This window comes from Streptomyces aurantiacus JA 4570, from assembly GCF_000414115.1.
In the GTDB taxonomy this organism is placed as follows: domain Bacteria; phylum Actinomycetota; class Actinomycetes; order Streptomycetales; family Streptomycetaceae; genus Streptomyces; species Streptomyces aurantiacus_A.
Genome location: NZ_AOPZ01000218.1, coordinates 1 through 13,323, shown reverse-complemented (window position 1 = coordinate 13,323; position 13,323 = coordinate 1). Strand labels below are relative to the sequence as shown.

The window sequence follows — 13,323 nt, the reverse complement described above, 5'->3', positions numbered from 1 at the left end:
CCCTCCCCGTAACAGCGTCGAAGGGCCCTGTTCGCAAGGGCCCTTCGACATCCTCCGTTTCAGCGGGCGGTCCGCCCGGCCGCCGGGGCGGGTTCTTCAGGTGGCGACGGCAGGCCGCGCAGCCGCCGTACCGGGGACAGGGCGAGCGCGATCAGCACGGCGGCGGAGCCGATCGCCGCGACGGTCAACGCGCCCCGGGCGCCGATCCGGCCGGACAGCAGCCCGGCGAACAGGCCGCCGAGCGCGCCGCCGCCGAACAAAAGCGTGCGGAAGACCGCCGTCATCCGGCCCATCATCGACTGGGGAGTACTGGCCTGACGCAGGCTGACGATGATGACACCGGCGACGCCGAGCCCGAGGTAGGTGGTGAAGAAGGAGAGGACGAACATCCCCACCATCACCGGCCGGGGTCCGGTGGCCAGGACGATCAGCGTCGGGCCGAGGAGGAGGGCCGACTGGGCGACGACGTAGACGAGTCCCAGGCGGAACCGCCGGATGACGTTGCGGGAGATCCCCGCGCCGATCAGACCGCCCACGGAGGCGGTGGCGAAGACGGCGCCGAGGGCCGCCGAGTCCAGGTCCAGGTCGTGGGTTCCGTACAGCAGGAACATCGTCCACACGGTGACCATGGAGAAGTTGCAGCAGAACCCGATCAGCGCCAGCGACCGCAGCACGGGGTTCTTCAGCACCAGGCGCAGGCCGTCCCGGAGTTCGGTGGGCAGGTGACGTCGTGCGGCCGGGGGCCGCGGGCGCGGTTCGGGGGTGCGGATGAGCAGCAGCGAGACCAGGGACACCAGATAGGAGAACGCGTCGACGATCAGTGCCACGGGTGCGGTCAGGGCGCCGACCAGGACACCCGCGAGCCCGGGCCCCGCCACATCGGCCGCCGATGAGCTCGTCCCCATCTTGGCGCCGGCTTCGACGTAGTGCTTGGGGTCGCGTACGAGCGTGGGTACGTACGACATCCAGCTCACGTCGAACAGCACGGACGCGACGCCGACGGCGCAGGCGATCACCAGCAGCGCGGCCAGGCTGAGCGTGTCCGTCCAGTACAGGACGGGCACGAGGGCCAGCAGGAGCATCCGGACGAGGTTGGCGCCGAGCATGATCCGCCGCCGCCGGGCCCGGTCCGCCCACACCCCGAAGATCAGGGCGAGACCGAGGTACGGGACGAGCTGCAGGAAGCGCAGGACGCCCACCTGCTCGTCCGTGGCGTGGAAGGCGAGGATGGCGGTCAGCGGCAGGGCGAGGTTGGTGACCTGGGTTCCGAGGAGCGAGAGCGTCTCGCCCAGCCAGAACTTGAGGAAGTCGCCGTTGCGCCACAGGCTCTCCGAGGCCGGTTCCTCGATACGTGTCCGCGTGGCCGTCATCGCCGTCCCTGGCCCGCGAGTTCCGCGACCACGTGTGCGACGTGGTCCACTTCCTCCTCGGTGTTGTAGTAGTGCGGCGACAGGCGCAGGCACCAGTCGACGTCCTTGTCCCCGAAGTCGAACTGCGCGAACTCACGCAGACTGAGTGACGAGTTGATGCCGCGGGCGTCCATGGCCGCCTTGAACGGCTGCCGCTGCCAGCCCGCGACACCGAAGGTGACGAGCGCGGCGAGGCGCGGGCCGCGGTCGAGCACCCGCACCCCCGGGATCGGCGCGAGCCGGTCGCGGAGCCGGGCCGCGAGGGCCGGGGTGCGCTGCTCGATGGCCTCGATGCCGACCTCGCGGGCGTAGCGCGTCGCGGTGGCGCTGCCGAGCACCGTGGCGTAGGGGAACTCCCACTCCTCGAAGCGGGCGGCGGTGCCGGCGGGTTCGTAGCCGCCCGGCTCGGTCCAGCGGGCGCCGTGCATGTCGATGAACAGCGGCTCGTGGCCCGCGCGCAGGACGCGGTCGGACACGTACAGGAACCCGGAGCCGCGCGGGCCGCGGAGGAACTTGCGGCAGGTGGCGGTGAGGAAGTCGCAGCCGATCTCCGCCACGTCGACGGCGAGCTGACCCACCGACTGGCAGGCGTCCACCAGGTAGAGCAGGTCCAACTCCCGGCAGTGGCGGCCGATTTCGGCGACGGGTGAGACGAGGCCCGAGTTGGTGGGGACATGGGTGGCGGACACCAGGCGCGGGCGGTGGGTCCGCATCAGCGCCGCCATCGCCTCCACGTCGACTCCGCCGTCGGGGGTGTTGGGCGCGTGGACGATGCGTACGCCGAATCGCTTGCGCAGGGACAGGAAGGCGATCTGGTTGGAGACGAAGTCGTCGCGGGTGGTGAGGATGACGTCGTCGGTCTCGAACGGGATCGCGGACAGGGCGTTGGCGTAGGCGTGGGTGGCGCTGCCCGCGAAGGCGATGTTGTCGGGCGTGGTGTTGATGAGGGCGGCGATCTCCGTGTAGAACGCCCGGACTTCGGCGGCCCGGGCGGCCGACGCCTCGTAACCACCGATGCGGGCTTCGAGGTTCAGATGACCGACCATCGCGTCCGTCACGGGCGCTGCCATCAGTCCGCAGCCCGCGTTGTTGAAGTGGATGACCCGGCGGCACCCCGGGGTGTCGGCCCGCAGGGCGGCGACGTCCAGCTGAAGTGCTTCCCGGCCAGTGCTAGAATTATCTCTCATGAATGACAGTAGCACTTCTGGAGAGTTGGCGGACAGCCTGCGCGCGCTGGTCTCCCGGCTGTCGCCCGGCGACCGGCTGCCGAGCAGCCGGGAGCTGATCAAGGAGTACCGGGTCGGCCCGGCGACCGTGGCCCGGGCCATCGCCGCACTGGCCGCCGAGGGCGCGGTGGTGACCCGTCCGGGCAGCGGAACGTTCGCGGCGGAGCGGGGCCGGCTCCGCGGCGAAGCGGACGGAAGCGGCACGGACACCGACTGGCAGACGGTCGCCCTCACCGACCGCGCCGTGGACACCCACCTGATCGCCGACCCGCTCGGCCCGCCACCGGCCGGGACGATCACCATGGACGGCGGCTATGTGCACCGCTCGCTCCAGCCCACCCGGACCCTGAGCGCGGCCCTCGCGCGGGCGGCCCGCCGCCCGGACGCCTGGGACCGAGCCCCGGCCGGCGGCCTGATGGCGCTGCGTACCGTGTTCGCCCGGATCGTCGGCGGCAGCGTGGCGGCTCAGGACGTGCTGGTCACCGCCGGCGGGCAGAGCGCCCTGTCGATCGCGTTCCGGGCCATCGCCGGGCCCGGCAGCCCCGTCCTGGTGGAGTCCCCCACCTACCCCCGGGCCCTGGCCGCCGCCCGCGCCGCGGGCCTGCGACCCGTGCCGGTGCCGCTCGACGCCGACGGCCTGCGGCCCGACATGCTGGCCGACGCGTTCGCGATGACCGGCGCGCGGCTGCTGTACTGCCAGCCGGCCTTCCAGAACCCGACCGGCACCGTGCTGGCGCCCGAACGGCGCGCCCAGATCCTCGATGTCGCGCGCGCCTCGGGCGCGTTCGTGCTGGAGGACGACTTCGCGCGGCACCTGGGACACGGTGGCGCGGTGCCGCGGCCGCTGGTCGCCGACGACCGCGACGGCACGGTCGTCCACGTCACCTCGCTCACCAAGCCCGCCGCGCCGAGCCTGCGGATCGGCGCGCTGGTGGCCCGCGGACCGGTCATGGAGCGCATGCGGGCGGTGCGCCTGGTCGACGACTTCTTCGTCACGCGTCCGCTGCAGGAGGCCGCGCTTGAAGTGCTCAGTTCTCCCTCCTGGGACCGGCACGTCCGCTCTCTCGGTACGGAACTGCGGGAGCGGTGCGCCGTGCTGGCCGCCGCGATCACCCGCGAGATCCCCGGCGCGACCCTGGCCGGGCTGCCGACGGGCGGGCTCCACCTGTGGGTTCGCCTGCCGCCGGGCGTGGACGACACCGTCCTCACGAGCGCCGCCCGGCAGCGCGGCGTCGCCGTGAGCGTCGGCAGCCGCTACTTCGCCACCGAACCGCCCGCCGCCCACCTGCGCGTCGGGTTCGCCGCGACCGCCGATCACGCCGAACTGACCGAGGGCGCACGGCGGTTGGGAGTCGCCCTCGCGGACCTCGGCCCCAAGGAGGGAGGGCCCGGCGGCCGTTGAGGCCGCCCGCCTGTCACCCCGTCGGCGGGGCGCAGGCGGGGGTTCAACGACAGGCGCTCAGCCGAACCGCAGGATGCGCGGGGCGAAGGTGCCCTCGGGACCGCCGGCGCGGCCGACCGACCACACCGTCGACGTGCCCGGCACCGGCGCCAGGTGCAGCCGCGAGGAGTCACCCTCCCCGGCCACCGCGGGCTCGCTGTACTCGGTGAACGACTGCCCGTTCCAGGCGAGGAAGTCCGGCCCGGGCACGAACGGCGGCCAGCTGCCCGGCGGGCCGTACTTCTGCGAGCGGGCCACCGAGACCCAGCCCAGCTCACCGGATGCGGTGGGCGCCAGTGAGGTGATCCCGCCGAAGTCGGTGGGCACGGTCACGCGGCTCCACGCCTTTCCGTCGAAGCGGGCCAGCAGGGGCGGAATCGGCTTGCCGACCGGGCCGCCGACGAACCCGGCCGTGCCACCCGCCCACACCTCCGTCGGCGAGACAGCGAGCACGCTGCCCACGGCCGACCGCGGGAACCCGCTCACGATCGTCTGCTCCCACGCCGTCCCGTCCCAGTGCGACACGGCCGCACCCGAGTGGGTCTCGCCCGCGGCCCAGACGTCGTCGCCCGCCTTGATGTGCAGGCCGTATACGGCTCCCGGCGGCACCGGCACGTCCCGCCAGTCGCGCCCGTCCCTGCGCAGCAGTACCTGCGCGCCGTCCCGCGAACCGATCAGCCAGGTCTCACCGCCACCGGTGACGACCTTGGTCAGGACGACACCGCGCGGCGGCCGGCTCTCGGCCCAGGACTTGCCGTCGAAGCGGAGCAGGCGGGCGCCGCCCGCCGAGTCGCGGCCGACCGCCCAGACCGCGGTCGGCGAGGTCGCGGCCACGGACAGCAGCTCGCCCTGCCAGCCGACCCCGGGCAGAGTCTGGCGCTGCCACGCGGTTCCGTTCCAGCGCAGCACCAGCGGGAAGCCCGGCGCCTCGCGGCCGACGGCGTCGGCGCCCACCGCCCACGCCCGGTCGGGACCGGACGCCACGGCCTCGTTCAGCCCGGCCTGCGGGCGGATCTGCGCCGGGACCGGAACGTGTTGCCAGGACCCGGATTCCGCCGCGGCCGAGGCCATGACGGCCGTGAAGGTCATGGCGACGGCGAGGAGCGCGACGAGAAGTCTGCGTGCCATGGTCAGCCTCCCAGCCGCTCACTCATCAGGTTCGGTTTCGAGCCGTAGATCTCGACGGTCCCGAAGGACAGCAGAGCGGACCCGGCCCTCGTCAGCGCGAGCGGCCTGACGTGGATCGCGTTCGTGCGTTCCGGGCCGTACGAGAAGGTGGTGCGGGCGCCGTTCACCCTTGCGTACCTCGACTGGAACGCGCGGTCGCTGCGCACCGGCAGCCACAGCGCGCCGTCCGGGCCGCGCACCAGGGACTCGGTGTGGGTGTCGCCCAGCGGTGGGTAAGTGGTGCGCCAGGCATGCCCGTTGAAGGTCATGAGGTACGTGCGGATGCCGCTGTCGGTGTACTGGCTGCCGCCGATCGTGACCCGGCCGGACCGTTCGGGCAGGATCGTGTGCACGTTGCTGTTCGGCGGCAGCGAGACCTTCGCGTCCCGCCACGCCGTGCCGTCCCAGCGCAGAACGGTGGTCCCGGTGCTGGTGTCCGCCCAGGCCCAGGCGTCGGTGGCGGTACGCGCGGTGATCCCCATCACGTAATACACGCCGTCCGGGGTGGACTGTGTGGTCCAGCGGGAACCGTCGTAGTGCAGCACCTTCACCCCGGTGTCGTCCTCGCCGACGACCCACGCTCCCCCCGGGACGGCGGTGAAGTCCTGGTAGACCGACAGGGTCTGGGGCAGCGGGACGGCGCTCCACCCTGCCGCCGACCGGCGCAGGATCTCCCCCTCTCCCGCGCGGTTGTGGAAGATCCACGCCTCCTCGCCGACGTACTGCACATCGCCGAGCCAGCCGGAGTCACCGGCTCCGGGGAAGGTGGTGTCCCGGCTCCATGCGGCGCCGTCCCATCGGTACAGCATCGGCCGCACGCCGTCGGGCGCGTGCTCGTATCCGCTCGCCCACGCCTCCCCGGGCCCGCGAGCGGCGAGATCGGACACGGTCACCGGCGAGACCGCCGCCGGCGGCACCGGCAGGGCCCTCCAACTCGGCGTCACAGCCGTGGCCGGTGAGACCAACGTGGCACACGCGAGCGCCAGGCAGACAAGCACCGCACGGAGACCGTTCACGCGACCGTTCACGAGACCCCCCAGAGCGCGAAGGTCGCACAGCGTATTGGCATGCACACGCCCTCGGATAGGCGGCATCCGGCCGTTCCGCGAGCAGCGTCTCCAGCAGTGCTCGAAGACCTGACTTTGACGCTGAAACAGGCATACATGTTTAAATGCATAGTTCGTGCAGCTAGGTCGGTAAAGAAGTCTATGGTCTACATCGTCCCTTGTGTGGTGGTCCGCACGTCCTCACGCAAGGCGGACGGGCGCACCGCCCAACTGGGCGGCTGCGCGGGGGGAATGAGCAGTGAAGATCGCGTTCCTGATCAACAATGCCTACGGCATCGGCGGAACGATCCGTGCCACCGTCAACCTTTCCGGAGCGTTCGCGGCTCGGCACGATGTCGAGGTCGTCAGCGTGCATCAGGTTCAGGACGAACCCGCGATCGCATTCGACGCACGGGTGAAGCTGACCTCACTGATCGACATGCGTGAGGAGAGCCCCACCTACGAAGGTGATCACCCGCTGACCCGCGAGCGGTGCACGATGTTCCCCGACACCGGAGCCGCCGCGAACTCGGCCCGGCTGCCGTACTCGGCGCTCCAGGACGAACGCATCAGCCGATGGTTGCGGGACACCGATGCCGACGTGGTGATCGCCACCCGCCCCGACCTCAACGGCTACCTGGCCCGCGACGGCCGGCGACGCTATCTGCGCGTCGGCCAGGAACACCTCAGCCTGGACGCGCACAACCCCACGCTGAGGCAGCATCAGAACGAAGCGGTCGCGGGACTGGACGCGTTCGTGACCGTGTCCGAGGCGGACGCCGCGCAGTACCGGCAGGCATTGCCGAACGCTTCGTCGCGCATCCTCTGCATCCCCAACAGCGTCCCCGAGCCCGCGGTCGAACCCTCCGAACGCGACTCCAAGCTGATCGTCGCCGCGGGTCGGCTCGTCTCCGTCAAACGCTACGGCCGGCTGATCGACGCCTTCGCGAAGGTCGCCGCCGCCCACCCCGACTGGACCCTGCGCCTCTACGGGCGCGGACCCGAGCGGCCGAAGCTGCGGCACCAGATCGACGAACTCGGCCTCTACGACCGCATATCCCTCATGGGCCCCGCCTCCCCGATCGAGACCGAATGGGCCAAGGGCGCCATCGCCGCCGTCACCTCCGACAGGGAATCCTTCGGCATGACCATCGTCGAGGCCATGCACTGCGGCGTCCCTGTCATCGCCACCGACTGCCCGCACGGCCCCGCCGAAATCATCGAACACGAAGCCGACGGCATCCTCGTGCCCCTCGCATCCGGGACCCACGGGTATGCGGCCGCCCTCGACCGCCTCATGGCCGACGCGCGACTGCGGGACAGGATCGGATCCGCCGGTCGCGAGCGGGCGAGAGCGTACGCTCCAGCCGCGATCGCCCGTCGCTACGAGACGCTGTTCCACGAACTGTCCGCGCCGCGCCACCGCCGCTCGGCGCGCGCCGCGAGCGGCGGCTCGTTGTGGACCCGGCTGAGAACCGCACTGCCGACAAGGCCGGTCGGGTCGGCCGCGAACAGCCAGCCCGCGCCCGCACCGGCGCCCTCCCCCGACCTGAAGCCCCTCGTGCGTCCCGTCGCCCTGGCCCGGGCCGCCGCGGACGGCAGCATGGTCGTCCGCCTCGACGCGGCCTCCCTGCCGCCCGGGCGCCTCGACTTCCTGGCCCGGTTGCGTCGTGACCCCAAGGGGCGGCACATCCGTGTCCCCGTGCCCGCCGAGACCAGCGCCCTCGACCAGAACCACTTCCACATCGTGCTCGACCCGCGGGAGCACGAACTGGCGGAGGGCCGCTGGGACTGCTACGTCGTCCGTCAGGACGGGGCAGGGAAGAGGGCCCGCCTTGTCGGCGGCCTGACGGAGCAGGCGCGGGCCGTCGGACGCCGCCCCGTGCTCGCCGACGGCCATGTGGCCGCTTGGCTTCCCTACACCACCACCGACGGATTCCTGGCCCTGCGCGCCTGGCAGCGTCTCGCTCACGCGGAAGTCGCAGCCATCGCCATCGGTCACGACCACGCCACCGTCACCGCCCGCCTCTTCGCGCCTGATGTACGCGGCTCTCTGCGCGGCGCCACGGTGGTCGCCGTGTCACGCGAGGGAGAACCGCACGACTTCACCCGGCCCGTCACTCAACTCGCGGGCGAGGACGGGTGCTTCGAGTTCACACTGCCGTACGTCCAAGCCCTCGCCCTGCGAAGCGGCGCGCGCGACGTATGGGACCTGCGCCTCCGCCTCGGAGACACCTGCCGGCCCATCCCCATCGGCCGCATCGGCGGCGACATCGTCGACCGCAAGAAGACCGACGTCCTGCCTGCCGTCCTCCTTCCCCACGAGCAGCACGCGACGCGAGCCAAGCCCTTCTTCACGGTCACCAACGACTTGGCCCTGAGCTTGCGAACCTCGGGGGAGAGCGAGGAGACGGGACAGCTGGTGCGGGACCAGTCCCGTTGAGCGTTCCTCGGGACGCCGGCGGTACCGTCGCCTCAACCGCATCGGCGACCGGCAGGCCACCTGGTCGAACAGCTACGGCCAGGACCCCGCTCATAGGGGCTGTCGTGACAGATGAGAGGGTCGGGCGGGTGAGTGAGACACCTAAGAACACCCTGCAATACCGCGCTGACGGGCCGGAGGACGCCCCGGTCCTGGTCCTGGGTCCCTCACTGGGTACCACCTGGCACATGTGGGACAGACAGGTGCCCGAGCTGAGCAAGCACTGGCGGGTGTTCCGCTTCGACATGCCGGGGCACGGCGGCGCGCCCGCGCACCCCGTGGACTCCGTGGGCGATCTCGCCGCCCGGCTGCTCGCCACGCTCGACGAACTGGGCGTGCAGCGCTTCGGGTACGCGGGCTGCGCGCTCGGCGGCGCCGTCGGCGCGGAGCTGGCGCTGCGGTACCCGCACCGCGTGGCCTCGCTGGCGCTCATCGCCACGTCGCCGCGGTTCGGCACCGCCGACGAGTTCCGCCAGCGCGGCGTGATCGTCCGCACCAACGGCCTCGACCCCATCGCCCGCAGCTCGCCCGAGCGCTGGTTCACGCCCGGCTTCGCCGCCGCCCAGCCCGCCATCACGGACTGGGCCGTGCAGATGGTGCGTACGACCGACCCGGGCTGCTACATCGCCGCCTGCGAGGCGCTGGCCGGCTTCGACATCCGCCCGGAGCTCGCCAGCATAGGGGTGCCGACCCTGGTCCTGGTCGGCTCCGAGGACCAGGTGACCGGCCAGGGCGAGGCCCGCACCCTCGTCGCCGGGATCCCCGACGCCCGGCTCGCCGTGGTGCCCGGCGCCTCCCACCTGGCGCCCGTGGAACAGCCCGCCGCGGTCACCGACCTGCTCGTACGGCACTTCTCCAGCGCCTGGCAGGCCGCGCCGGACGTGACGGCGACCGGCCAGCACGCCATCACGGCACCGCCCGTCAAGCCGGTGCTCGCCCCGCCGCAGCAGGTCGCGCCGGTCGCGGAGATCGCCGGGGTGGAGCAGCCCGAGGCCACGGACGGCCGCCCGGACGCGTATGCGGCGGGCATGAAGGTCCGCCGCGAGGTCCTCGGCGACGCGCACGTCGACCGGGCGCTCGCCGCCGCCGACGAGTTCTCCACGGACTTCCAGGAACTGGTCACCCGCTACGCCTGGGGCGAGGTGTGGAACCGCCAGGGCCTGGACCGCCGCACCCGCAGCTGCGTCACGCTGACGGCGCTCGTCGCGGGCGGCCATCTGGAGGAGCTGGCGTTCCACACCCGGGCCGCGCTGCGCAACGGCCTCACCCCGGCCGAGATCAAGGAAGTGCTGCTGCAGGCCGCGGTGTACTGCGGCGTCCCGGCGGCGAACAGCGCCTTCCGGGTCGCGCAGCGGGTGATCCGCGAGGAGACGACCCCGCAGGAGTAGCCCCGACCGGCGCCGGGGCGCGGGGGAGGAGCAGGATGGGAGGCATGACGACGTCTCGTATCAAGCTCACCAAGAAGTCCCACGCGTGCGTGCGCCTGGAGAAGGACGGCCGGCTCCTCGTCATCGACCCGGGCGGCTTCAGCGAGGACGACGCTGCCGCCGGCGCGGACGCGGTCCTCGTCACGCACGAGCACCCCGACCACTTCGACGAGGGCCGGCTGCGCGCCGCCCTCGAGGCCAACCCGGCCGCCGAGATCTGGACGCTCGCGTCCGTCGCCGACCAGATCACGGCGGCCTTCCCGGGCCGCGTGCACACCGTCGGCCACGGCGACACGTTCACGGCCGCCGGCTTCGACGTCCAGGTGCACGGCGAACTGCACGCGGTGATCCACCCCGACCTGCCCCGCGTCACGAACGTCGGCTTTCTGGTCGACGGCGCGGTCTTCCACCCCGGCGACGCGTTCACCGTCCCCGAGCAGCCCGTCGACACCCTGATGGTCCCGGTGATGGCCCCCTGGAACAAGATCTCCGAGGTCATCGACTACGTACGCGAGGTCAAGCCGCGGCGCGCCTACGACATCCACGACGCGCTCCTCACGGACCTGGCGCGGCCGGTCTACGACGGGCACATCGGCCGGCTCGGCGGGACGGAGCACGTGCGGCTGACGCCGGGGGAGTCGGCGGGCCTCTGAGGGTTTCCGAGGGCACGGGCGGCGGATCGAGGGCTGTCAGTGGCGGCGGGTAGGTTGGTGCCCATGCGGATTGCCACCTGGAACGTGAACTCGATCACCGCCCGTCTGCCCCGGCTCCTTGCCTGGCTGGAGAAGACCGGCACGGACGTGCTGTGCGTCCAGGAGACCAAGTGCACCGCGGAACAGTTCCCCGCCGAGGCCCTCCGCGAGCTCGGGTACGAGTCGGCGGTGAACGCCACCGGCCGGTGGAACGGCGTCGCACTGATCTCCCGAGTCGGCCTCACCGAAGTGACGCCCGGCCTGTCCGGCGGGCCCGACTACGACGGCGCGCAGGAACCCCGCGCGATCGCCGCGACCTGCGGCCCGGCCCGCGTCTGGTCGGTGTACGTGCCCAACGGCCGCGAGGTCGACCACGCGCACTACGCCTACAAACTCGCCTGGTTCGAGGCCCTCAAGGCCGTCGTCGCCGAGGACGCGGCGGGCTCCCGCCCCTTCGCCGTCCTCGGTGACTACAACGTCGCCCCGACCGACGACGACGTCTGGGACCCCTCCCTCTTCGAAGGCGCCACCCACGTCACCGCCGCCGAGCGGGCCGCCCTCGCCGCCCTCCGCGAGACCGGCCTGCAGGACGTCGTCCCGCGCCCCCTGAAGTACGACCACCCCTTCACGTACTGGGACTACCGCGAGCTCGGCTTCCCCAAGAACAAGGGCATGCGCATCGACCTCGTGTACGGCAACGAGGTCTTCGCCAAGGCGGTGTCGGACGCGTACGTGGACCGTGAGGAGCGCAAGGGCAAGGGTGCCTCGGACCACGCCCCGGTCGTGGTGGACCTGGACGTGTGAGCTTTCGCCGGTGCGGCCGGGTATCCAGCCCGTCCGGCGCTTGAGGACGAGCCGCGAAGCGGCGATCACGGCGCCAGCTCTCCCAACCCCACCGCCCCGGCCAGCGCAGCGAGGCCCGCGTCGCCGGGATGCAGATGATCCCCGCTGTCGTACGCGGGCAGCAGCCGCGACGGCCGGTCGGGATCCCGCAGCACGGCGTCGAAGTCGAGGACCGCGTCGAAGTCCCCGCTGCCCCGCAGGTAGGAGTTGACCTTCACCCGCTCCGCGTCCACCGCCCCCGTGCAACGGGCCTCCCCCTCACAGGGCACGACGGTCGCCGCGACCACCCGCACACCCCGCTCCCGGGCCCGCGCGGCGATCTCCCGCAGCCCCGCGACGACCTCCGCCGCGGACGCCCCCCACCGCACATCGTTGACCCCCTCGAAGACGACCACCGTCCGGGCGGACGTCTGCGCGAAGACGTCCCGGTCCAGCCGGTGCAGCGCGCTCACCCCGCCGGTGTCCGTCGAGACGCCGTCCCCGGGGTAGCGGTCGGCCACGACGCGGTTCGCGGAGATGCCCTGGTTGAGGACGCCGTAGCGCGGGACACCATCCTGGGCGAGCAGCCGCCGGGCCAGCACGTCCGGCCAGCGGCGGTCGGTGTCGGGCGTGGAGCCGACGCCGTCCGTGATGGAGTCCCCGAGCAGCACCACCGACCCGGGCCCGCCCCCGACGTCGACGCCGGTGAGCAGCGGCCAGGTCTTCAGCGTCGAGGTGTACGCCGCCCCGGAGCCGTCCGCCGCGTGGTCGCCGGGCCCGCTGACGTACGACGTCTGGAGGGCCGCGCTGTGCACGGGCGCCGAGACCACCTTCCCCGGCAGATGGAAACTGACGAGGAGGTTCGCGTCCGGCGGCACCGCGAACCGCAGCGGGTCGCTGAACGCTTGCGCGCCCGCGGGGATCTCGGTCCCCGCGGCCCCGCCGAACCGCAGCGCCACAGGCTCGCCCCGCGCTCCCGCCCCCGCCGCCCGCACGGCGACCGTGGCGCTGCCGATCCTGACCGGCGTGCCCGCGAAGGTGTTGTCGAACCGGATCCGCACCCGCGGCCCCCCGGCGCTGGTGTGCACCACGAGCCGCACCGTCCGGTCCTCCCAGGGGCCCACCGCGGTGTACCCGGACGTCGAGGCCGACCAACTGCCCGTCCACCCCTTGGCCTCGCCCCGCACCGACAGGGCGAAGACGTGCAGGTCCGCGCCCGCGCCCGGGTCCCGGGGCAGCGTCACCGAGGCCACCTCGCGCCCGCGAGCGAGCGGCACCGTCACCACGTACAGCCGCGCCTTCTCGGCGAGTTGGCCGCCGGGCGTGTTGATGTGCGGCAGCGCCACGGACTTGGTGGCGAGCGGGCCACTGCGCCAGTCCGGCGCGGTCAGAGGGAAGCTGCCGCGCGATCCGTCGCGGTAGCGCACGGCGCCCGTGCCGCTCGCGTCCCCGCCCGTGCCCGCCACCAGGAACGCCAGCGCGTCCCCGCGCCCGCGCACCCGTACCGCCTGCCCGTCCGCGCGCACGTTGTCCGGCTCGCCCGCCGCCCGGTCCGGCCAGGTGAGACGGGCGCCGTCGACGCCCAGAGCGCGGCCCGGCGTCCAGCCCGCC

10 protein-coding genes and 1 pseudogene are annotated in these 13,323 nt (G+C 72.7%); 6 read left to right on the top strand and 5 right to left on the bottom strand.

Features of this window, described 5'->3' with window-relative positions; all coding sequences use genetic code 11:
• Positions 1-59 precede the first annotated feature (59 nt).
• Both STRAU_RS21210 and STRAU_RS21205 read right to left on the bottom strand, forming a co-directional pair.
• Complete coding sequence (locus tag STRAU_RS21210; protein ID WP_016642427.1) at positions 60-1,370, bottom strand: MFS transporter; 1,311 nt, start codon at positions 1,368-1,370, stop codon at positions 60-62.
• Positions 1,367-2,596, bottom strand: coding sequence for an aminotransferase class V-fold PLP-dependent enzyme (locus STRAU_RS21205; RefSeq protein WP_016642426.1), 1,230 nt, complete (start codon positions 2,594-2,596; stop codon positions 1,367-1,369). Before STRAU_RS21205 ends, STRAU_RS21210 begins: the two co-directional genes overlap by 4 nt.
• On the opposite strand from STRAU_RS21205, the gene STRAU_RS21200 reads away from it, so the two are divergent.
• Positions 2,595-4,037, top strand: a complete 1,443-nt coding sequence (locus STRAU_RS21200) for an aminotransferase-like domain-containing protein (protein WP_037660915.1) — start codon at positions 2,595-2,597, stop codon at positions 4,035-4,037. The two genes, STRAU_RS21205 and STRAU_RS21200, sit on opposite strands and share 2 nt — an antisense overlap.
• Positions 4,038-4,094: 57 nt before the next feature.
• Here the strand turns inward: STRAU_RS21200 and STRAU_RS21195 are convergent, their stop codons facing one another.
• Together STRAU_RS21195 and STRAU_RS21190 are read right to left on the bottom strand one after the other, a co-directional pair.
• Positions 4,095-5,204, bottom strand: coding sequence for a beta propeller repeat protein (locus tag STRAU_RS21195; protein ID WP_016642424.1), 1,110 nt, complete (start codon positions 5,202-5,204; stop codon positions 4,095-4,097).
• Between the two features lie 2 nt (positions 5,205-5,206).
• The gene (locus STRAU_RS21190) at positions 5,207-6,259 is read right to left on the bottom strand and encodes a hypothetical protein (RefSeq protein ID WP_037660913.1); all 1,053 of its coding nucleotides are present in this window, start codon (positions 6,257-6,259) and stop codon (positions 5,207-5,209) included.
• Between the two features lie 289 nt (positions 6,260-6,548).
• On the opposite strand from STRAU_RS21190, the gene STRAU_RS21185 reads away from it, so the two are divergent.
• The 5 genes and pseudogenes from STRAU_RS21185 to STRAU_RS21170 all read left to right on the top strand — a co-directional run bounded on the left by STRAU_RS21185 (position 6,549) and on the right by STRAU_RS21170 (position 11,694).
• A complete protein-coding gene (locus tag STRAU_RS21185) occupies positions 6,549-8,732 on the top strand; it encodes a glycosyltransferase family 4 protein (protein ID WP_016642422.1) in 2,184 nt (727 codons plus the stop codon).
• Positions 8,713-8,790, top strand: a pseudogene (locus STRAU_RS44945) (hypothetical protein); the annotation flags it as partial. The gene STRAU_RS21185 and the pseudogene STRAU_RS44945, both read left to right, overlap by 20 nt.
• A gap of 70 nt (positions 8,791-8,860) precedes the next feature.
• A complete protein-coding gene (pcaDC, locus tag STRAU_RS21180) occupies positions 8,861-10,159 on the top strand; it encodes a bifunctional 3-oxoadipate enol-lactonase/4-carboxymuconolactone decarboxylase PcaDC (protein WP_037660910.1) in 1,299 nt (432 codons plus the stop codon).
• 59 nt (positions 10,160-10,218) lie between these two features.
• Positions 10,219-10,851 carry an MBL fold metallo-hydrolase gene (locus STRAU_RS21175; RefSeq protein ID WP_037660923.1) on the top strand — a complete coding sequence of 211 codons (633 nt, stop codon included), beginning with the start codon at positions 10,219-10,221 and terminating at the stop codon, positions 10,849-10,851.
• Between the two features lie 63 nt (positions 10,852-10,914).
• Positions 10,915-11,694: an exodeoxyribonuclease III gene (locus tag STRAU_RS21170; protein ID WP_016642419.1), complete on the top strand. Its 780-nt coding sequence runs from the start codon at positions 10,915-10,917 to the stop codon at positions 11,692-11,694.
• Positions 11,695-11,759: 65 nt separating this feature from the next.
• Here STRAU_RS21170 and STRAU_RS21165 read toward each other — a convergent pair.
• On the bottom strand, positions 11,760-13,323 hold a 1,564-nt coding region (locus tag STRAU_RS21165; protein ID WP_037660909.1), incomplete at its 5' end, for an SGNH/GDSL hydrolase family protein.